The organism is Emticicia sp. BO119 (assembly GCF_013912375.1).
Lineage (GTDB): Bacteria > Bacteroidota > Bacteroidia > Cytophagales > Spirosomataceae > Emticicia.
The window spans coordinates 1,477,581-1,496,450 of the sequence record NZ_JACETV010000001.1 but is presented as its reverse complement, the minus strand read 5'-3'; the positions used below and the strand labels follow the sequence as shown (position 1 = coordinate 1,496,450).

Here is an 18,870-nt window from a genome sequence, read left to right as displayed (position 1 = left end):
ATCATCTAATAAATAAGGGTAAAATATGCTACATTTTACCCTTATTTATTCCATTAAATTTTAATTTCTAAAATATTCGCATTTCATTACAATCTCTTATTTTTGAAGAAATTTTAACCCCTATTATTCATTAAGATTTAACCTCTACTCTAAACAAAATGGAAAACAGAATCGGCGGCTACCGTGCCGGAGCAATCCCTGCAGATATAAAAAGAAAAAAGGCGGGTAAATTCGATAAACTACCATCAAAAGTTGATTTGAGAGACCACCTCACTGAAGTAGAAATGCAAGTAGGCAACAGTTGCGTTGCCAATGCTTTTGCAGGCGCCTATGAATACCTCGCCAAAAGAACTTTAGGTGAATCAGGAGATGTAAGTCGTTTATACATCTATTACAACGCACGTTATATGGATGATTCACAAGACAAAGACTGCGGCTCAATTATGTATAATGCAATTGAGGGTTTAAAAGAATATGGAGCTTGCTCGGAAGATCTTTGGCCTAATGACAAAACCATGATTTTATATGAACCTGATCAATCTGCTTATGACCACGGAGCTAACTTTAAAATTGTCGATGCTGAGTACATAGAGTTAAATCTTGACTTGTGGAAAAATACTCTTGCAGAAGGCTATCCTATTGCCTTCTGTCTGAATACGTTTGATTCTTTTGATGAGGCGAATAAAAATAAAGGGCGAGTACCTATGCCACGCAAATCAGATAATGTAAGAACAACTCATGGCTGGCATGCGATGCTTTGTGTCGGTTATTCTGATCCTGACAGAATGTTCATTGTTCGTAATTCATGGGGAAAAAATTGGGGGGATAAGGGCTATTGTTATATTCCATATGATTATGTAATTCATAAAGAATATAATGGCAACGATTCATGGATTATTCAATCAGTAGAAAATCTTGATTTTAGTGACGGAGTCTGGGATGAAAGTGATGAGTCAAACTTTGCAGTTGATGGAATGATGTACATTAACGAATTCTGGATTAATGTGGAAGATACAGAAAAGTTTTCCACAAAGCTTGAGAAGTTATGTATGAAATACGTTGAGAGTGAAGAGGATTTTTACTTCGATTATTATTCAGAAGTAGATGATGAAACTGAAATCGAATATACCTATATCACCAATTTTGAGATTCTTACCGAAGACCCTGATGGATTTGTAGAGGAACTTGATAAGCTTTGCACTAAAAATGCTATAGATGAAGATTATAGCTTCACTTATGGTGATGAACCTGAAGAAGAAGAATATGATGATAACGAGGAGGAAGAAGAAGAGGAATATGAAGAGGAGGAGGACGATGAAGAAGAGGATGACGAGGAAGAAGAGGATGACGAAGAAGAGGGATATGAAGAGGATGACGAGGAAGAATATGAAGAGGATGACGAGGAGGAATATGAAGAGGATGACGAGGAGGAAGAAACTCCTAAGAAAAAGAAACGTAAATAATCTCCATGTATAAAAAACAGACACCAATAAGGTTATTGGTGTCTGTTTTCAATATCAATTAAAAATAGCTTGAATCTTATCTATCAGAATCTCATTTATTCTGATATAAGATTCATGAGTCCAGCCGGCAACATGAGGGCTAAAAATTACCTTGTCAGATTTTAACAATTGCTCAAATGTATCTTTCTGAACAGAGGTAAGTTGGTTTAATTTTTCATTTTCCAATACATCAAGGCATGCGCCCCTTATTTTACCTGTGTTTAACCCTTCCAAAAGTGCGTCTAAAACCACAATCTCTCCACGAGATGCATTTGCTATATAGATATTATTAGCAAATGAATTCAAAAACTCACGATTAGCTAATTGATAAGTTTCATTCGTAAGCGGAACGTGAAAGCTTAGAATATCAGCTTTATCAAAAATCTCTTGCATAGTTGATTCAGTAGCATATCCGTCTGAAAATTCTACTTTGTATTTATCATAAGCTAAAATTTTACAGCCAAATGCTGCCAATCTTTTTGCTGTTTCAGAACCATTATTACCATATCCAATTATACCTACGGTTTTCCCAAAAATTTCGTAACCCCTGTTTTCTTCACGCAACCATTTTCCCTCTCTTACCTGGTGGTCAGCAATTAGCAGATTATTCATCAAAGCTAAGAGCATTCCTATTATATGCTCTGCTACTGCAACCCGATTTCCTTCATTAGCGGCAAAAACTCTGATACCTTTACCTTCTGCGGTAACCTTATCTATCAAATCTAAGCCAGCTCCTGCCCTACCAATAAATTTTAGATTGCTCGCATTTTTCAATAATCCCTCATCAACTTTAGTCTTACTTCTGATAAGCATTCCCTTATAATCTCCAAGAATATCAATTATTTCCTGTCTCTTTATTTCTGGCCGATAATCAGGAAAATAACCTATCTTTTCGAGCATTGGCAACAGACTCAAATGCATTTCATCTACTATTAAAACAGAACTTTGATTGGAGGGTTTAATTGTATCCACAGTATTTTTTTTATCGTATGATTGTAAGTAAATTGCAACAAAATTACGTTTACAGGTAAAAATGTCAAACATATTTTTAATAATAAACGTTGTTAGATATGCGCTTGGTTCAGTCGCATTTATCTTCCACAATTAAAGCCAGATTTGAAATAATTAAATTAATAAAAAGTGAGCGAACAACATAAACCTGTAATAGGCATTAGTATCGGAGACATAAATGGTATAGGTCCGGAGGTAATACTAAAAGCGGTTGGGGGTAATCGATTAAACAAAATCTGCACCCCTGTTATCTATGGTTCTGGAAAAGTCATTAATAGATATCGTCAACAATTAGAACTAAAGGACTGGCAGTTTTTCACAATTCAGAAAATTGAGCAAATAAACCATAAACAGGTGAACGTCATTAACTGCATTAATGACCAGAACCTGGAAGTACAACCAGGGAAAACTACCCCGGAGGCAGGAAAATTAGCTTTTGAAGCATTAAAAAGATCGGTAGCTGATTTGAAAGCAGGAAAAATTGACGCTTTGGTAACCGCCCCTGTAAGTAAGCACAATATTCAGAGTGAAGAGTTCCAATTTCCTGGACATACCGAATTTCTTGCCAAGGAATTTGAAACTGATGATGCGTTGATGTTTATGGTTAGTGAACAACTTAAAGTAGGTGTAGTAACTGGGCATTTGCCGTTAGATCAGGTAAAAAGAAAGATTAATAAAGAACTTATTATAAAAAAAATAGAGCAGATACATACCTCTCTCAAAAGAGATTTTAGTATTCAGAAACCCCGAATTGCAGTTTTAGGGCTAAATCCACACGCAGGAGAAAACGGCCTTTTAGGTAATGAAGAAAAAGAAATTATTCAACCGGCCTTGGCCGAAATCAAGAAAAAAGGAACTTTAGTTTTTGGACCATTCCCTGCTGATGGTTTTTTTGGAACAGCCTCTTGGAAACAATACGATGCAGTTTTAGCTATGTATCACGACCAGGGATTAATGCCATTTAAAATGTTGGCCTTTGAAAATGGCGTAAACTTTACAGCAGCACTTCCAAAGGTCCGTACTTCTCCTGATCATGGAACAGCCTATGATATAGCAGGCAAAAATCAAGCAGATGAGACCTCAATGATTCAGGCCATATATACAGCAATTGATGTCGCTAAAAATAGAACACAACTCGAAGAATTAGAATTAAATTCTTTGAAAAAGAAAAATATCGTTCTGAAAGAAGCAAGTATGGAAGATTGAAACCAGAAAGCAATGCCAACAAAACCAACTGATTTTGTTGGCATTGCTTTCTCAAAATTCTAAGTCTTCAAATGGACTTCTGATATTTGCCAAATCAATTTGAGCTATCTGATAATACATCGAAGTAGTTTGTAGATACTTATGCCCCAGAATTTCTTTTAACAAATGAATATCAATTCCTCGCTCCAGACAATGCACGGCATAGCTGTGTCTTAAGGTATGTACTGTTGCATTTTTTTCAATTTTAGCTTTTACTAATGCTTGCTGGAATACCAGTTGCACACTTCTGGGACTATAAGGTTTACCCTTTTCACCAACAAATAACAACTCCTTGGGCTTATGTTTATCAAAATAGGCCATCAGAATCGGAATTAATTTGTTGGGTATCTTTAGTTTTCTGCCTTTATCCGTTTTAGATGGTGGAACCATGATAAGTTTTGTTTCCATATCTAAGTCATTTACTTTCATAATCAGAATATCACTCAACTTTAAGCCCATTGCATAAATAGTTGCCATTAACGCCTTATGCTTAGGATTATCGAGCGCACCAATGATACTTTCCACCTCATTTTCGGTTAAAATTTCTGGCAATGTATCCTCTTTCATCTCACCCGAGGCTTTAATACCAAGCTTGCGCTTGAAAATCACCTCAAAAAAAAGTTTTATCGCTTTGCCTGCCTGTTTAGAGGCATCCGTAGAACCACCTTTTTTTTCACTTAATTCAATTAAATAATTTGAAATCAATTCCTCCGTAATTTTGCTTTGAGGCAAATCACGGAAATGGTTATAGAAAACGAAAATGGCATTACGGTAAGCAGCAATAGTTTGGGAGTTATATTTCCCTTTTTTTAATATTTCTGTAAATCGCTCAATAAGATGGGTCACAGTTGCGCATTATTTAAGTAAAAATAGGATTTAACGAATATTTGCTAATTTGGACTTAAATTAAAAAATAAAGTCACAAATTTTATATTAAAAAAACATTTACGTTCCTTTTAGCAATGAAATTTATTCAATAAATACAAAATACTTTAAAAAAAGTAACCAGTAGAGAATAAAAAAAGAAAAATTACTATTTTCAAACCTTTAAATTATTAAAATTCAACATACCAAAATCATTGTATGCTTCTGATATTTATTATTCTGTATTTATTTGGTACTGTGCTTGTAGGATGGTTTGCATCAAAATTCGTAAAAACAACAAATGATTTTGCTATTGCAGGCAGAAAAATGCCCACTTATGTAGTAGCATCTGGGCTTTTTGCAACCTGGTTTGGCTCTGAAACTGTAATGGGGGCATCATCTGAATTTATTGAAAACGGTTTGATCGGAGTAATTGAAGACCCTTTTGGTGCATCTCTGTGCTTATTATTAATTGGTCTTTTCTTTGCTCGCCCTTTATATAAATTAAATATACTTACTTTCAGCGATTATTTCCGTATCCGGTTTAATAAAAATGTAGAATGGATTTCGGCGCTTTTTCTGATACCTTCCTATTTTAGCTGGATTGCCGCGCAATTAGTTGCCTTAGCGATAGTCTTACAGGCAGTGGCAGGAATCCCATTTATATACGGTGTTCTGTTTTGCGCAACCATTGTCGTTTTCTATACCTATATAGGAGGAATGTGGTCTGTTGCGATTACAGATACAATTCAGACAGCTATCATTATTATTGGTCTGTTAATTTTGATGATAGAGTTGGTGACAGAACTTGGCGGATGGGAACAGATAATATCAAAAACTCAACCCGATTTTTTCAGGTTTACTCCAAAAGAAAAATCGTTGGTAAGTTGGATCACCTACTTTGGGGCCTGGATTACTATAGGCTGGGGTTCAATTCCACAACAAGATGTATTCCAGCGGGTATTATCGGCTAAATCTGTAAAAGTAGCCGTTCGAGGGGCATATTGGTCTGCTTTTATGTATATTTCTATTGCTTGCATGCCATTAGTTATTGCACTTTGCGGATCGTTGCTTTACCCGGATATAAAAGAGGGGGATTCACAAATGACCATTCCTAATTTGGTATTGCGTCATTCTGGGTTAGGTATGCAGATTCTTTTTTTTGGGGCCCTATTATCAGCAATATTAAGTACATGTAGTGGGGCAATCTTGGCCCCTGCAACTGTGGTAGGAGAAAACCTATTAAGGCCGTTGTATGGCGAGAAAATTTCAGATAAACGATTACTCCAAATCATGAGATTTTCAGTAATCGGTATCACTATTATCAGTGTTAGTTTATCTCTTTATAAATCAGAAATTTATGAATTAGTCGGTGAATCTTCTTCATTAAGTTTAGTAGCGCTGTTTACTCCATTGGTGGCAGGCCTATATTGGAAAAGAGCAACGGCTTTAGGTGCGATTCTTTCTATGATTGCTGGTACTGGGGTTTGGCTAATAACAGAATTTTATCCGACAGAAATTCCAGGGTTAATATGGGGTTTAACAGCAAGTATTATTGGTATGATTATAGGCTCGTTAATTAAAAAAGATGATAAAGTTCATATCGGCTGATGATTTTATAAATCATCAACTTCCGCACTTACAGCAACTCATGCAAAGACTTCGTATCTTGATTCTGAATGCTCACCCAAAGATGAGAGAGCATCTTGAAATCAATACCCCAATGTATAAAGTGAAACAGGATGTTTGCTATTTTGGCAAAGTAAGTGCCATCAAAGGACTTGAAGTCTGTTTTTTAAGAGGTTTTCAGTTATCAAATGTGCAAGGTATTTTAGACCCAAAAGGTAGAAAATTTATATACGGGATAACCCTTATTGATTTGAATGATTTGAAAAGTAAAGAATCTGTTTTTCTGGAAATATTAAATGAAGCCTTGATTTTAGATGAAATTAACGAAAAATCAATATTCTCAGAAATTCTACAGGCTGGTAGAAAAAAGAAGAAATCATAGATTTTGGGAAGCTATCCACGCGCCTGTCCATGCAGCCTGGAAATTAAATCCTCCAGTAACGGCATCAATATTTAATACCTCTCCTGCTAAATATAAATTTGGGTATTTTTTCAGAGAAAATGCCTCAAAATCTATCTCTGATAAATCTACTCCTCCGGCGGTTACAAATTCCTCTTTAAAGGTACTTTTTCCGTTCACTCTGAATCGACAAGTGGTCAGTTGTTCTACCAGTTTGATAATATGCTTTTTCCCGGTTTCTGCCCATTTCTGATACTCTCCTATGCCTGCCGCCATACAAAGATTTTTCCAAAGCCGGATAGAAAGGCCAAATTCAGGATTAGCCAATACATTTTTCTTAGGTTGATTTACAATTTGTTGATGCAAGTGCTGTCTTACTTTCTCAATATCTGTTTTACCTAACCAATTGATAATCACTTCAAATTCGTAATTTAACCCATTCAATTCTCTGGCGGCCCAGGCCGATAGCTTTAAAATTGCAGGGCCAGACAACCCCCAGTGAGTAATCAGTATTGCTCCGTTAGAAGAAAAATCATTGAGTGATTTGGTTTTCGCATCACTTAATTGACAAACCACATTTTCAACACTTATTCCCATTAAATCCTGAATCCTCTCATCCTTAATATTAAAAGTAAACAAGGATGGAACGGGTGAAACAAGATTTATACCAAGGTTTCCCAAAAGTTTCCAGACGGCTGTATCACTGCCAGTAGCAATCATGAGTTTTTTGGTCTGGTAATGCCCATCACCTATTGTATTTAATTGCCAGCGGTCTCCTTCATTTTCAATACTTTCTACCCGCGTATTTTTTATGATTTCAATTCGGTTTTTATAGCAGGTCTCAATAAAACAATCAATAATACTTTGGGAAGAATTACTGACAGGAAACATTCGTCCATCAGCCTCTTTTTTGATTCTCACCCCTCTACTTTCAAACCACTCAATAGTATGGGTTGGATTGAATTTCTGAAAAGGTTGTAGTAATTCCTGATTACCACGCGGATAATAATTAATTAAAGTAGCAGGTTCAAAACAGGCGTGTGTAACATTACACCGCCCACCTCCTGATACTTTCACTTTCTGTAAAACCTCTCTTCCTCTTTCTATAATAGCAATTTTCAGGCTTCTGTTCTTTTCAGCAGCATTAATCGCCGTAAAGAAACCTGCTGCTCCACCACCAATAATAATGAGGTCGTACATAGATAAATTGGTTTATATAAAAATCGCCTCAGATTATGCACGAGCATTCTCTAAGGCGACGCAAAGCAAGCGTTTTGAAGGCTAATTTCAAAATGTATTATCCAATATCAAAACATATTTGTTTACTTCAATTTAAATTTATTCCTCATAAGTAATAAAAATTGTATATGGTTGCCCTCGAAGATCAGACGGAACACCATCAAAGATAAAAAAATTATAAGGGCTATTTTGGCTCGAAAGCCGGAATTCGTAGCTATAGGAATTAACAGTTGAGCTAGGCTGATACAAAACTTCCGAATACTTAACCTGTGCAGTAAATGAGAGTATTTTTTCGATAGGAATACTCAGTGAACCTGAAGTAAAATTGTCATCATCGAGTGTACCGGTCAATTTAATGACCTTTATTTTAGGTGCGTTAGAGCCTAATTGTGTATAGCCATTTAATTGCGTATTCCCATCACCAGTAAACTGGGCTACATTTCCAAATGAAGAATGATAAATATTAAGTACGTTAGAACTTAGTGTAGCTGCATTTGAATTTCTGCCATAAAGAGTCCAATGTTTATCTGCTACTCCAAAATTCTCGAAATTCAATCTCCCTCCATCACCATCATTATTTTCCTGAATCAGTATATGTGGTACAGTATCAGTACTGTTTGTCAGAATATGTAAACGACCTTCAGGGAGTTTTACTCCTATTCCGGCCCTTTGGGAATCAGTGTTCCATACAATACCAGGTATATTTGGATTATGAGTAAAATTAAGTGTATTATCGGTGTCGTTATAAAACAAACCACCTCTTAATGATGCATTTTGATAAAAACGAAACCCGGAAGTGTTGTTAGTTCCTGTTTTGATTAAATCAATATTATTTATACTTCGTGAGGTTTGAATAGATGATGCATTTGACGGACTGATAGTAATAGACTGGGCAGATGCCTCTTGTATAGCAAATAATACTTTTAATAAAGCACTAATGAGTACAAGACGAAAGAAAATTCGACTAAAAGAGTTGATTTTTAATGATTCCATTGGCTTTTTTTTTAACAAATTTCTTAACTCTTTTTTTATCAGAACATACTGTAAATGAGTAATTTTTACTTATTTTGAGGTAAAGCACAATTTTGCCACTACTTTTATGAAGAAAACGAACATAGTTTTACTCGACGATCATGAGATTTTTTTGAAAGGATTAGAAAATCTTCTTAGCAATCAAGGAGGCTTGAATCTTGTTGGCGTTTTTACAGAGGGTCATGAATTATTAAAAGCTATTCACGACCTAACTATAGATTTATTCTTGCTGGACCTGCAGTTAGCTGACATGACAGCTGAACACTTAATTACCTCTATTAAGGATATTAAACCCTGCACACCTATTTTATATCTTACAATGCTGAGAGGTGTACGGATTAAACGACGTATTGAAAAACTTGGGGCAAATGGATATATACTCAAGGACGCTTCAGTAAAAAAGCTTTTAGAAGCAATAGAAGTAGTATCTGGTGGTAAAGATTTTTACTATGATGAAGAATCTGAAGAAGAAGAAAAACTAAATACGGTTACATTTCCAGTAAATAAAATTCAAGAAATTTTGAGCAAAAGAGAGCTTGAGATTTTAAAATTGGTTTGCGCTGAGTACAGTTCAGCAGAAATAGGTGAAAAGTTATTTCTGAGCACCGGAACAGTCGATACTCATCGAAGAAATATCCTGGTAAAATTAGGGGTGAATAATACAGTTGGGCTTGTAAAATTTGCTATTCAAAATTCATTAATTAACGATGAATAAATACTTCTTAAGTTTTGTTTTGCTCTTTATTAATTGGCCTTGCTTTGGCCAGTTGAGTAGAAAGGATGTTGATAATTGGATCGAACAGCAAGCCTATACAAATCCCGAAAACAAAGACTCACTTTTGATTTGGTCATCTATTCTTCTGAAAACTTCAATTGCCCTTAAATATCCGAGAGCAGAAGCTTACTCAATTCGCATGAAAGGGTTATTTCATGATTTTAATAATAACCCGACAGAAGCCACCAAATATTATCTGATTTTTCTTGAAAAAAGTAAATCATCAGGAAATATTTCAGATGAGATGTCTGCTACATCTGATTTAATCTACATTTATTTTCTTACAAATCAATTACAAAAGGCTAAGCCTCTGCTTTTAGGTTTTACGAATAAAACCAATAAAGCGGAATTGAATCAAAAAAAACTGGCAGTTTTTTATAATAATTTAGGAATAATTTATCGAAAGGAAGGAAAAGAAGACTCTGCCATTATAGCCTATCGTAAATGCTTGAAAATCAGAGAAAATTTAAATGATGCAAAAGGTCTAACAAATTTAAAAATAAACCTTAGTTCGCTGTTGATAAATAAGAAAAGGTATGCCCAAGCACTTAAATTAACTGAAGAGAATATTCTATATCTATATAAAAATAAGAGCGATACAGACCTATGGTATAATCTGATCAATAAAGCAGGGGCGCTTGAGGGATTGAAAAGATACAATGAGTCTCATAAGTATTTAGAAAATGCTATGACCCTGGCAAAACAACTTCAATCAAAGGAATTCGAAAAACTAACCTACGAACAATTTTCCCACGCCTATGCTAATCAGAAAAAATTTGAAGAGGCATTTGAATATCTTAAGAAAAGTAATTTGCTAAAAGAGGAGTTGCTAACAACTGAAACCAATAAAAAAATTGCTGAATTGAGAGAATCGTTTAATGCTAATGAGCGAGAAAAGCAAAATCAACTGCTAAGTGTACAAATAGAAGTGCAGAAAAATAAGCAAAATGCTTATCTTATCGGAATTATCGCATTGCTTCTACTAAGCTCAGTAATTGTTTATACCTATTATAAAAACAAAAGTAAAAATATACTGATTTCTGCTCAAAATCAAAAGCTAAAAGACTTAAATACAGAGAAAAACCATTTGATTTCAATTGTTTCTCATGACTTAAGTACTCCCTTCTCAACTATCAAGTTGTGGGTAAATTCTCTTGATAAAACAAGCACAGTTAAAGAATTAGAAATTATTAAAATTAATATCCTTAAAACAGTATCACACGGTTTACAGACCATAAAAAAAATACTGGATATTGATAAAAATGAGTTAAAAGAAATTGATTTTGTGCAAATAGATCTTGCCGACTTAACAAGAGAGCTTGTAACACTTTATGAACCTATTTTAAAACAAAAAAAGATTAATTTTAAAGTAAGAGTGGGTCATGAATCTGAGACTATTTTATCTGATAAGAACATGCTTTTTCGGCTACTCGGAAATCTCATTTCAAACGCAATAAAATTCTCAAATAGTAATTCTGAAATATCTCTTACTACTAAAGAAACGAGCCAGACATTTTCGTTCGCCATTGAAGATTCTGGTATTGGAATTGAAAAAAGTCAGCTTAAAAACTTATTTAACCGATATTCAATTACATCGTCCAAACCTACACAAGATGAAGACTCAACAGGGCTGGGGTTAAGTATCGTAAAAAGACTTACTGATGAATTAGGAGGAGAAATAAATGTTGAATCGGAGACTGGAAAAGGCACAAAATTTACTGTTAAATTTAACAAATAGAAAGAATTATGGTAAAAAAGGGCAATCTGAAACCTGACTTTAATAGTTACGTTTCCAACTGCCCTTGTCAGATGTTGACTTGATATTAATTGAGCTTGTTTGATTTTTTTATTTTATGCCAAGAATGGACAGTTTTTAAGCCAAGTTAGACCATTTATTGATTACAAAGCAGGGCAAAGAACAAAAAAATGCGAACGCCACACCAGCATAATATGGATAAAAAAAGCCATTTGTAGGCAAAAGAAATAAGTTTAAACTGGTCCAAAATTTACTTTTTATGGCTTCACATATTTCTCTTCAAAATAAATTCTCTTTTCACGAAGTAATTTCAATAGTGGAGCAATTTCTTTTATATCATCACCAAACTCAAAAGTTACTTTATGTCTGGAATCGTTTTTCGTTATTTCAACCCATTCAGCACCGCCATCTGCACAATCAGGACAACCTATTACTTCATCTAATTTTTTGAATGCATCAAAATCAACATTTTTGTTTACTTCGCTAATATAGTCAGTCGTTAATTTCTCTGTATAAGTTTTCGGATCACCACCTTCTGTTCCTCGTCCACTATTCTGATAAACTGTAAACGCAACTTCGTCATTTGCCAAAACCATTTCTTTCTTACATGGGCCAAGACACATACCGAAACTCGTACCATATTTAACTACTATTCCATCTAAACTTTTCAAATTCTGTTGATCATCAGGCACTTGTGATTCTTGTTCACAGGCCATAAAAGAAAATGTGGAAAGAATGATTGCTACAAACAATTGAATTTTCATTTTAATAATAGATTTTTGTGATTGAATTTCAATTTTATACTTAGGATTCACATTAGATTAAAAAGGTTGGAAACATGACATCTAAACAAGTACAAATTATAGTCCAGACAGTAAGTGCTGCAGAAAAATACATTATTAATACCATAACTTTATTAGAAGAAGGGGCTACTGTACCATTTATTGCCCGATACAGAAAAGAAATGACAGGCAGTATGGACGAGGTGCAGATTGCCTCTGTAAAAGACCTGCACAGCAAGTTTTTAGAGGCTGATAAACGAAGGGAAGCTATCATTAAATCAATAGAAGAGCAGGGCAAAATGACGCAGGAACTGTTGAATAAGTTACAAAATGCCTTATATCTGAATGAATTAGAAGATTTATACTTACCCTACAAACAGAAACGTAAAACTCGGGCAAGCATTGCTATTGAAAAAGGGTTGGAATCTTTGGCTAAAATTATATTTGCACAGAAAGACAGAAACATTGAAGCCATTGCCGAAAAATACCTCACTGATAAAGTAGAAAGTGTGGAAGATGCGCTACAAGGGGCAAGAGATATTATGGCTGAATGGATTAATGAAGACATTCAGGCAAGAAATGCCGTGAGGAAGATTTTTGAAAGAGAATCAATTGTGACGGCTAAAGTGAAAAAGGGTAAAAAAGAAGAAGGTGCTAAATATCAGGATTATTTTGAGTTTTCAGAACCAGTATCAAGAATACCCTCGCATCGTTTATTAGCTATCAGGCGTGGTGAAGAAGAAGGTATTCTTTCAGTAGATATATCTATTGAAGCAGAACGAGGCACAGACGCATTAGATCGGATTTATTTAAAAGGTTTACCTGAAGCCAAAGGTCACGTTGCCGATGCGATTACAGACTCATATAATCGTTTGTTAAAACCCAGTATCGAGACCGAATTTTCAAATCTTTCCAAACAAAAGGCTGATGGCGAGGCTATTAAAATTTTTGCTGGTAATCTTCGCCAATTATTATTGGCTTCGCCTTTAGGACAAAAGAGAGTATTGGCTATTGACCCCGGCTTTAGAACAGGTTGCAAGACTGTTTGTCTGAATGAACATGGTGATTTATTGCATGATACAGTACTTTACCCAATCGATAAAAATATGGAAGCTGAGGGGGTAATCAAAAAACTGGTCTATGACTATAAGATTCAGGCAATTGCTATCGGGAATGGCACTGCTAGTCGTGAAACTGAAAGTTTCGTAAAATCATTGAAATTAGATAAAATACAAATTCATGTAGTTTCAGAGCAAGGAGCCTCCATTTATTCGGCATCAGAAATTGCCCGGGAAGAGTTTCCGAAAAAAGATGTAACTGTACGTGGAGCCATTTCTATTGGACGTAGATTAATGGACCCCTTAGCTGAACTGGTAAAAATTGACCCTAAATCTATCGGAGTTGGGCAATATCAGCACGACGTAGAACAGAAAATGCTGAAAGAAACTCTTGATTCAGTTGTGGAAAGTTGTGTAAACTTAGTAGGAGTTGAACTAAATACAGCCAGTAAACATCTTCTAAGTTATGTTTCAGGACTTGGCCCTTCATTGGCCCAGAATATTGTAGATTACAGAGCAAAGAACGGAGCATTTAGTTCAAGAGATGAATTGAAAAAAGTACCTCGCTTAGGTGCGAAAGCTTTTGAGCAAAGTGCAGGTTTCCTGCGTATTAATGGTGCAAAGAATCCTTTAGATAACTCGGCAGTACATCCTGAAACTTATGGAGTTGTTGAAAAAATGGCGAAAGATATTGGATTAAAGGTTTCTGATTTAATTAACAATGCACAGCTCAAATCGAAAATCAACCTGAATAATTATGTTACTGCCACAGTTGGGCTTCCAACCTTGAATGATATTTTATCAGAGTTGCAAAAGCCTGGTCGTGACCCACGTGAAGCATTGGAAGAATTTGAATTTGCAGCTGATGTACATAAAATAGAGGATTTGAAAGAGGGTATGATATTACCTGGTATTGTAACCAATATTACAGCCTTTGGCTGTTTCGTTGATATTGGGGTTCATCAGGATGGCTTGATACACGTATCACAAATGGCAAATAGATTCATTAAAGACCCGAATGAAGTGGTAAAAGTTCATCAGAAAGTACAGGTGAAAGTTACAGAGGTAGATATTCCCAGAAAACGTATTGCATTAAGCATGAAGTTTTAAAGATTGAGTGAATTAGTGATTAGTAGAACTCCATATTTTTTTCTTTAGAGCGAACTTTTAATAAAAGATATTTGTCATACAATGACAAACAATCATGGGGACGACCGGTTTTGACGGCGTGAGTGGTTGCGAGTAAAAGCATGTCGGGAGCTGGTAGAACCTCCTGTTAAAAATTCTTCCGAAAAATAACTGGCAATACTTCGTATGCCATGGCTGCTTAATTCCGGAGTGAATTAACCTTTTAGCCACATTCCGCCCTGATTAACCTCTGCTGTTGGGGAGTTCGGAGTGTCGACCCGGAGAGGCGATTAAGTGCGGGGAACTTGCTCTTAATTAGTATTTAGGTTTCTAAGGAAAAGTTTCGGTATGTCGGACACCAATCTTTTCCCGAAAATCAAGACCGAATAAACATGTAGAAGGCTCGACAAGTGCCATGTTCGGACCAGAGTTCGACTCTCTGCGTCTCCACAAAAGCGTAAATATCTATAATAATGATATTACGCTTTTTTTAATATATAATTACAATAGAGTTCGGAATTAGCAAAGTCGTCAATTATTCTTCCTAGTATGTTGGCAAATTTATAGTTAAATCTTTCTTTTAAATTAATACTGGTTAAACGCTGTCCTTCATTCAGTATCAACTCTTCTGGCAGGTAATCAATCTTAGCAAAAAATACATATTTCCAATTCGGTCTATCTTCACTATCGCTATAATACTCCCTAAATTTATAATAACTAATTAAATCAATTCCAATTTCTTCTTTCACTTCTCTTACTAAGGCATATTCTGGACTTTCTCCTTCTTCAATTATTCCTCCAAACAAATCCCAGTGATTAGGAAACGAAATAGTTGGTTTATCATCCCTCAGATAAATGAGTAACCTATTATTTTTATCGAACAACAAACCGGTAGCTACAAAAAACATTCTTTAGTTGTATTATCTGGTAGTTTAACTGAAAATTAATTAGAATCTGAATGAAAATTTAAAATTTCCTTTTTTTTCGATTATATAGAAATTAAAAATTAATAAATTTTTGAATATACTGAGTTAAATATTAGAAATATAAATTAAAAATCATGTAATTTATGTGTTAAACCTATTATTAAATAAATTTCATGTTAGAATTACTTTTTTTAAGCTGTCTATCTTTCTGCTTTGGTATCATCGTAGGTATTTGTATTATGGTTTACCATAGAGAAACGCCTAATAAAATTGTTCAGAAACCTTCTGAGATTAATCTTCTTGAATTTATTAGTCCAAACTGAATAAGGCATACTTCCTTCTTACAAGTACCTAATAAAATTAATTAAGAATATCAGTCTTATTTGAAAACAATTATTTGAGCTTATAAGCAAAAACCTTCAACACCACCATGAGATGTAGCAAGTGCATCTCATAAATTCCTATTACCAATAAATGCTTACTTAATTCAGATTTCTTGAAATAAGTTTTCCATATCTTTCAAAATTTGAAATTGAGCCAAATAAGTTATTATTAGATGATATTTATTAATTGATAATTTCTATCACATCTAATGCAATAGAATTAATTCAGGAAATTTTATTTTTGGTGTAGAAAATAATCAGGCTACTCTTTGCAATAGCTTAAAAAAACTTTAACATTACGTAAAATTAAAATCTGTGTCTAACGAAAGCAAAAAAATGAAATCTTTATTAATCTGCTTATTTTTGCTCATATCATTTGTGGGCTATAGCCAATTAGATAGTCCTAAAATTAAGGACATCAAACGTCTTTTGATAGTAAGTGGGGCTGCAAATGCTGCAAAAGCAGGAGTTGAATCAATGGCTAATTCAATGAAAGCCCAGTCAGACCAAAATAATTTACCTGAAGGATTTTGGGACGAATTCATTAAAGCAATAAATTACGATGAACTCGCCGCAATGTATATTCCTATTTATGATAAACATTACTCGCATCAGGAAATTATTGATATGATAAAGTTTTATGAAAGCCCAACAGGAAAAAAAATGGTTGAAAAAACACCATTGATTGTTGCTGAATCAATGGAAGCCGGAAGAGAATGGGGAGGAAAACTGGGTGAAAAAGTATATGAAAAAATGACTAAAAAGAACTGAATTGCCTGAATGTAATAAATTTCCTAAAAACCTATTATAGTTTTACTAACTACAAAATCCACTTTTACAGGGATTCTGTAGTTTTTTTTCTCAAAATAAAATTTTCAGTTGTCCCAAACTCTTTTGGATAGTATTATAAGCATTGATAAAATAAAATTTCGTGATTAAACAGAAGTGGCTTCCCTTATAATTCTTGAAACTTCTTAAACCTTCAGCTTGTTAGCTTATCTCAAGGGCATCAATATACAAAATAGCCCTAAATATAATTTTATTTTCAAATGACTTTCGAAGAATTAAATCTCAATAAACAATTATTAAATGCCTTAGACGATTTAGGCTATACCACACCTACTACTATCCAGAAAAAAGCTTTTTCAGTAGTAATGTCAGGGAAAGATGTATGCGGTATAGCTCAGACCGGTACTGGAAAAACCTTTGCCTACCTCCTGCCCAGTTTAAGACAATATCAGTTCTCGAAAGAAAAAAATCCTCAGTTGTTAATTATCGTACCCACAAGAGAATTAGTAGCGCAAGTAATGGAATCAGTTCAGCAATTAAGCAAGTATATGAATCTGCAAGTGGTAGGTGTATATGGTGGAGTAAATATCAAACAACAAGTTGTTGAGTTAAACAATGGCTGTGATGTACTGATAGCGACACCAGGTCGATTAATAAATTTATTGACGACAAATATCGTAAAAACTAAATCTATTAAAAAACTTGTGATTGATGAGGTCGATGAGATGTTAAATTTAGGTTTTCGTCCGCAATTGATAAATATTCTGGATTTACTGCCTCCTAAGAGACAGAACTTATTATTCTCAGCGACTCTGACAGAAGAGGTGGAAGAAATTATTGATACCTATTTTAATCAGCCTGTAAAAATTGAAGCAGCTCCAGCGGGAACCCCTCTCGACAATATTTCTCAGACAGCCTATGAGGTACCTAACTTTTATACAAAAGTTAATCTTTTAGAGTTATTATTGGCTAAACCTGCTGAAACAAGCAAGGTTCTGGTTTTTGCAGCCACCAAACAACTTGCTGACCAATTGTACGATGAATTGGAAATGGAATTTTCTTCTCAATTAGGGGTTATTCACTCTAATAAATCGCAGAATAATCGTTTTAATACCATAAATAATTTTCAGAATGGTACTTATCGAATCTTAATCGCTACTGATATTGTGGCGAGAGGATTAGATATTTCAGAAGTTTCGCATGTGATTAATTTTGATATGCCAGAAGTACCTGAAAATTATATTCACCGTATTGGTAGAACAGGTCGGCAAGATAAAAAAGGGATTGCCATCAGTTTTTTCACTGAAAAAGATGCAGAAGCTAAAGAAGCGATTGAGAAACTGATGAACTATCAGATACCTACATTGCCTTTGCCTGAACAGCTTGAAATATCTGATGAATTGACTGAAGACGAAATGCCTAAAGTAAATATGAAAGAGCCTATTTTGAAAAGACCCAAAAAAGAAGAAGTAGGACCTGCCTTTCATGAAAAATCAGAGAAAAACAAAAAAGTGAACGTAAGACGAGATTATGAAGCAGAAAAGAAAAAGAAGTATGGAAAATCTTATGAAAAACGCTCGAGAAAATAAGTATTTCTTACTATTATGATAATTCATCAAAATTATCATAATAAAGCATCGGCATTTTAAGTTTTAATATTTAAGTTTGTATGGTTTTACGACTATTAAATATTAAAATAATTATGCAAAGGCGCAATGCAATTAAAAATTTATCAGTAGCATTCGGGAGTTTGGTAGCTTTACCTTCATGGGCGACAAACTGGACACCGGATTCTATCGGTAAAATCTCCAACCTATCCTACAATGATGAAGAACTATTAGGCGAAATCGTCGAAACCATCATTCCAGAGAACGCTACTCCGGGAGCAAAATCTTTGAAAATTCATCAATTTGCCATGCGAATGATTAACGATTGCTATGGCGAATCTCAGCAAAAGACTTTCAAAGATGGCCTAAAAAAGACTGAAGAATTGGCACAACAAACTTATCAGAAATCTTTTTTAGCGTTAGATGCCACTCAAAAGAAAGCTCTGATCAACAAAATGCTTGACTCTTCAGATAGCACTTCGAAGCAATTTGCTAATATGATTAAACGCTTGACCATTCAGGGATACACTAACTCTGAATTCTACATGACTAATGTCCTGAAGTTTAACATGGCTCCAGGTTTTTATCATGGTTGCGTGCCTGTAAAAGCTTAGAGTATATTTAAATTTTGTTTTTCTGACCGAAAAGTACAGATTTTTTTAGTAGACGAGGCGTATTTTGCAGATGTAGCCAGCAGCTACATCGAAAAAATACAACAAAGTATGGTAAAAAAAGATGACTTTA

At 34.6% G+C, this 18,870-nt stretch carries 16 protein-coding genes and 1 other RNA gene; 11 read left to right on the top strand and 6 right to left on the bottom strand.

Annotated features, from left to right (window positions below):
* Nucleotides 1-158: 158 nt before the first annotated feature.
* A complete protein-coding gene (locus H1R81_RS06440; protein WP_181839836.1) occupies nucleotides 159-1,463 on the top strand; it encodes a C1 family peptidase in 1,305 nt (434 codons plus the stop codon).
* A 54-nt stretch (nucleotides 1,464-1,517) separates the two neighbouring features.
* Here the strand turns inward: H1R81_RS06440 and H1R81_RS06435 are convergent, their stop codons facing one another.
* The gene (locus tag H1R81_RS06435) at nucleotides 1,518-2,474 is read right to left on the bottom strand and encodes an NAD(P)-dependent oxidoreductase (protein ID WP_310588052.1); all 957 of its coding nucleotides are present in this window, start codon (nucleotides 2,472-2,474) and stop codon (nucleotides 1,518-1,520) included.
* Between the two features lie 168 nt (nucleotides 2,475-2,642).
* Between H1R81_RS06435 and pdxA the strand changes: the two genes are divergently transcribed.
* Nucleotides 2,643-3,719: a 4-hydroxythreonine-4-phosphate dehydrogenase PdxA gene (gene pdxA, locus H1R81_RS06430; RefSeq protein ID WP_181839834.1), complete on the top strand. Its 1,077-nt coding sequence runs from the start codon at nucleotides 2,643-2,645 to the stop codon at nucleotides 3,717-3,719.
* Between the two features lie 51 nt (nucleotides 3,720-3,770).
* On the opposite strand, the gene H1R81_RS06425 is transcribed toward pdxA, so the two are convergent.
* Nucleotides 3,771-4,604 carry a tyrosine-type recombinase/integrase gene (locus H1R81_RS06425; RefSeq protein ID WP_181839833.1) on the bottom strand — a complete coding sequence of 278 codons (834 nt, stop codon included), beginning with the start codon at nucleotides 4,602-4,604 and terminating at the stop codon, nucleotides 3,771-3,773.
* Between the two features lie 237 nt (nucleotides 4,605-4,841).
* Between H1R81_RS06425 and H1R81_RS06420 the strand changes: the two genes are divergently transcribed.
* Together H1R81_RS06420 and H1R81_RS06415 are read left to right on the top strand one after the other, a co-directional pair.
* Nucleotides 4,842-6,233, top strand: a complete 1,392-nt coding sequence (locus tag H1R81_RS06420) for a sodium:solute symporter family protein (protein ID WP_181839832.1) — start codon at nucleotides 4,842-4,844, stop codon at nucleotides 6,231-6,233.
* On the top strand, nucleotides 6,211-6,633 hold the full coding sequence (locus H1R81_RS06415) for a hypothetical protein (RefSeq protein ID WP_181839831.1): 423 nt from the start codon (nucleotides 6,211-6,213) through the stop codon (nucleotides 6,631-6,633). Before H1R81_RS06420 ends, H1R81_RS06415 begins: the two co-directional genes overlap by 23 nt.
* Here H1R81_RS06415 and H1R81_RS06410 read toward each other — a convergent pair.
* A complete protein-coding gene (locus tag H1R81_RS06410; RefSeq protein WP_181839830.1) occupies nucleotides 6,628-7,851 on the bottom strand; it encodes an NAD(P)/FAD-dependent oxidoreductase in 1,224 nt (407 codons plus the stop codon). The two genes, H1R81_RS06415 and H1R81_RS06410, sit on opposite strands and share 6 nt — an antisense overlap.
* Nucleotides 7,852-7,989: 138 nt before the next feature.
* Entirely contained in the window at nucleotides 7,990-8,883 is an 894-nt protein-coding gene (locus H1R81_RS06405; protein ID WP_181839829.1) for a hypothetical protein, read from the bottom strand.
* 106 nt (nucleotides 8,884-8,989) lie between these two features.
* Between H1R81_RS06405 and H1R81_RS06400 the strand changes: the two genes are divergently transcribed.
* Together H1R81_RS06400 and H1R81_RS06395 are read left to right on the top strand one after the other, a co-directional pair.
* Entirely contained in the window at nucleotides 8,990-9,637 is a 648-nt protein-coding gene (locus tag H1R81_RS06400; RefSeq protein WP_181839828.1) for a response regulator transcription factor, read from the top strand.
* Nucleotides 9,630-11,435 carry an ATP-binding protein gene (locus tag H1R81_RS06395; RefSeq protein ID WP_181839827.1) on the top strand — a complete coding sequence of 602 codons (1,806 nt, stop codon included), beginning with the start codon at nucleotides 9,630-9,632 and terminating at the stop codon, nucleotides 11,433-11,435. The genes H1R81_RS06400 and H1R81_RS06395 overlap by 8 nt, the downstream gene beginning before the upstream one ends.
* A gap of 275 nt (nucleotides 11,436-11,710) precedes the next feature.
* Here H1R81_RS06395 and H1R81_RS06390 read toward each other — a convergent pair whose 3' ends face one another.
* Nucleotides 11,711-12,217, bottom strand: a complete 507-nt coding sequence (locus H1R81_RS06390; protein ID WP_181839826.1) for a hypothetical protein — start codon at nucleotides 12,215-12,217, stop codon at nucleotides 11,711-11,713.
* A 74-nt stretch (nucleotides 12,218-12,291) separates the two neighbouring features.
* Between H1R81_RS06390 and H1R81_RS06385 the strand changes: the two genes are divergently transcribed.
* Both H1R81_RS06385 and ssrA read left to right on the top strand, forming a co-directional pair.
* The gene (locus H1R81_RS06385) at nucleotides 12,292-14,403 is read left to right on the top strand and encodes a Tex family protein (protein ID WP_181839825.1); all 2,112 of its coding nucleotides are present in this window, start codon (nucleotides 12,292-12,294) and stop codon (nucleotides 14,401-14,403) included.
* Between the two features lie 96 nt (nucleotides 14,404-14,499).
* Nucleotides 14,500-14,874, top strand: a transfer-messenger RNA (tmRNA) gene (gene ssrA / locus H1R81_RS06380).
* Between the two features lie 26 nt (nucleotides 14,875-14,900).
* Here ssrA and H1R81_RS06375 read toward each other — a convergent pair.
* A complete protein-coding gene (locus H1R81_RS06375) occupies nucleotides 14,901-15,329 on the bottom strand; it encodes an NUDIX domain-containing protein (protein ID WP_181839824.1) in 429 nt (142 codons plus the stop codon).
* A 737-nt stretch (nucleotides 15,330-16,066) separates the two neighbouring features.
* Here H1R81_RS06375 and H1R81_RS06370 point away from each other — a divergent pair.
* The 3 genes from H1R81_RS06370 (at nucleotide 16,067) to H1R81_RS06360 (ending at nucleotide 18,740) form a co-directional block, all read left to right on the top strand.
* Nucleotides 16,067-16,501 carry a DUF2059 domain-containing protein gene (locus tag H1R81_RS06370; RefSeq protein WP_181839823.1) on the top strand — a complete coding sequence of 145 codons (435 nt, stop codon included), beginning with the start codon at nucleotides 16,067-16,069 and terminating at the stop codon, nucleotides 16,499-16,501.
* A 278-nt stretch (nucleotides 16,502-16,779) separates the two neighbouring features.
* Entirely contained in the window at nucleotides 16,780-18,108 is a 1,329-nt protein-coding gene (locus tag H1R81_RS06365; protein ID WP_181839822.1) for a DEAD/DEAH box helicase, read from the top strand.
* 113 nt (nucleotides 18,109-18,221) lie between these two features.
* Complete coding sequence (locus H1R81_RS06360; RefSeq protein ID WP_181839821.1) at nucleotides 18,222-18,740, top strand: gluconate 2-dehydrogenase subunit 3 family protein; 519 nt, start codon at nucleotides 18,222-18,224, stop codon at nucleotides 18,738-18,740.
* Nucleotides 18,741-18,870 lie beyond the last annotated feature (130 nt).

Excerpts from the sequence above, each read along its gene's own strand:
- H1R81_RS06440 (WP_181839836.1), top strand. The coding sequence starts at position 159 with ATGGAAAACAGAATCGGCGGCTACCGTGCCGGAGCAATCCCTGCAGAT.
- H1R81_RS06420 (WP_181839832.1), top strand. The coding sequence starts at position 4,842 with ATGCTTCTGATATTTATTATTCTGTATTTATTTGGTACTGTGCTTGTA.
- H1R81_RS06415 (WP_181839831.1), top strand. The coding sequence starts at position 6,211 with ATGATAAAGTTCATATCGGCTGATGATTTTATAAATCATCAACTTCCG.
- H1R81_RS06410 (WP_181839830.1), bottom strand. The coding sequence starts at position 7,851 with ATGTACGACCTCATTATTATTGGTGGTGGAGCAGCAGGTTTCTTTACG.
- H1R81_RS06405 (WP_181839829.1), bottom strand. The coding sequence starts at position 8,883 with ATGGAATCATTAAAAATCAACTCTTTTAGTCGAATTTTCTTTCGTCTT.
- H1R81_RS06400 (WP_181839828.1), top strand. The coding sequence starts at position 8,990 with ATGAAGAAAACGAACATAGTTTTACTCGACGATCATGAGATTTTTTTG.
- H1R81_RS06395 (WP_181839827.1), top strand. The coding sequence starts at position 9,630 with ATGAATAAATACTTCTTAAGTTTTGTTTTGCTCTTTATTAATTGGCCT.
- H1R81_RS06390 (WP_181839826.1), bottom strand. The coding sequence starts at position 12,217 with ATGAAAATTCAATTGTTTGTAGCAATCATTCTTTCCACATTTTCTTTT.
- H1R81_RS06385 (WP_181839825.1), top strand. The coding sequence starts at position 12,292 with ATGACATCTAAACAAGTACAAATTATAGTCCAGACAGTAAGTGCTGCA.
- H1R81_RS06375 (WP_181839824.1), bottom strand. The coding sequence starts at position 15,329 with ATGTTTTTTGTAGCTACCGGTTTGTTGTTCGATAAAAATAATAGGTTA.
- H1R81_RS06370 (WP_181839823.1), top strand. The coding sequence starts at position 16,067 with ATGAAATCTTTATTAATCTGCTTATTTTTGCTCATATCATTTGTGGGC.
- H1R81_RS06365 (WP_181839822.1), top strand. The coding sequence starts at position 16,780 with ATGACTTTCGAAGAATTAAATCTCAATAAACAATTATTAAATGCCTTA.
- H1R81_RS06360 (WP_181839821.1), top strand. The coding sequence starts at position 18,222 with ATGCAAAGGCGCAATGCAATTAAAAATTTATCAGTAGCATTCGGGAGT.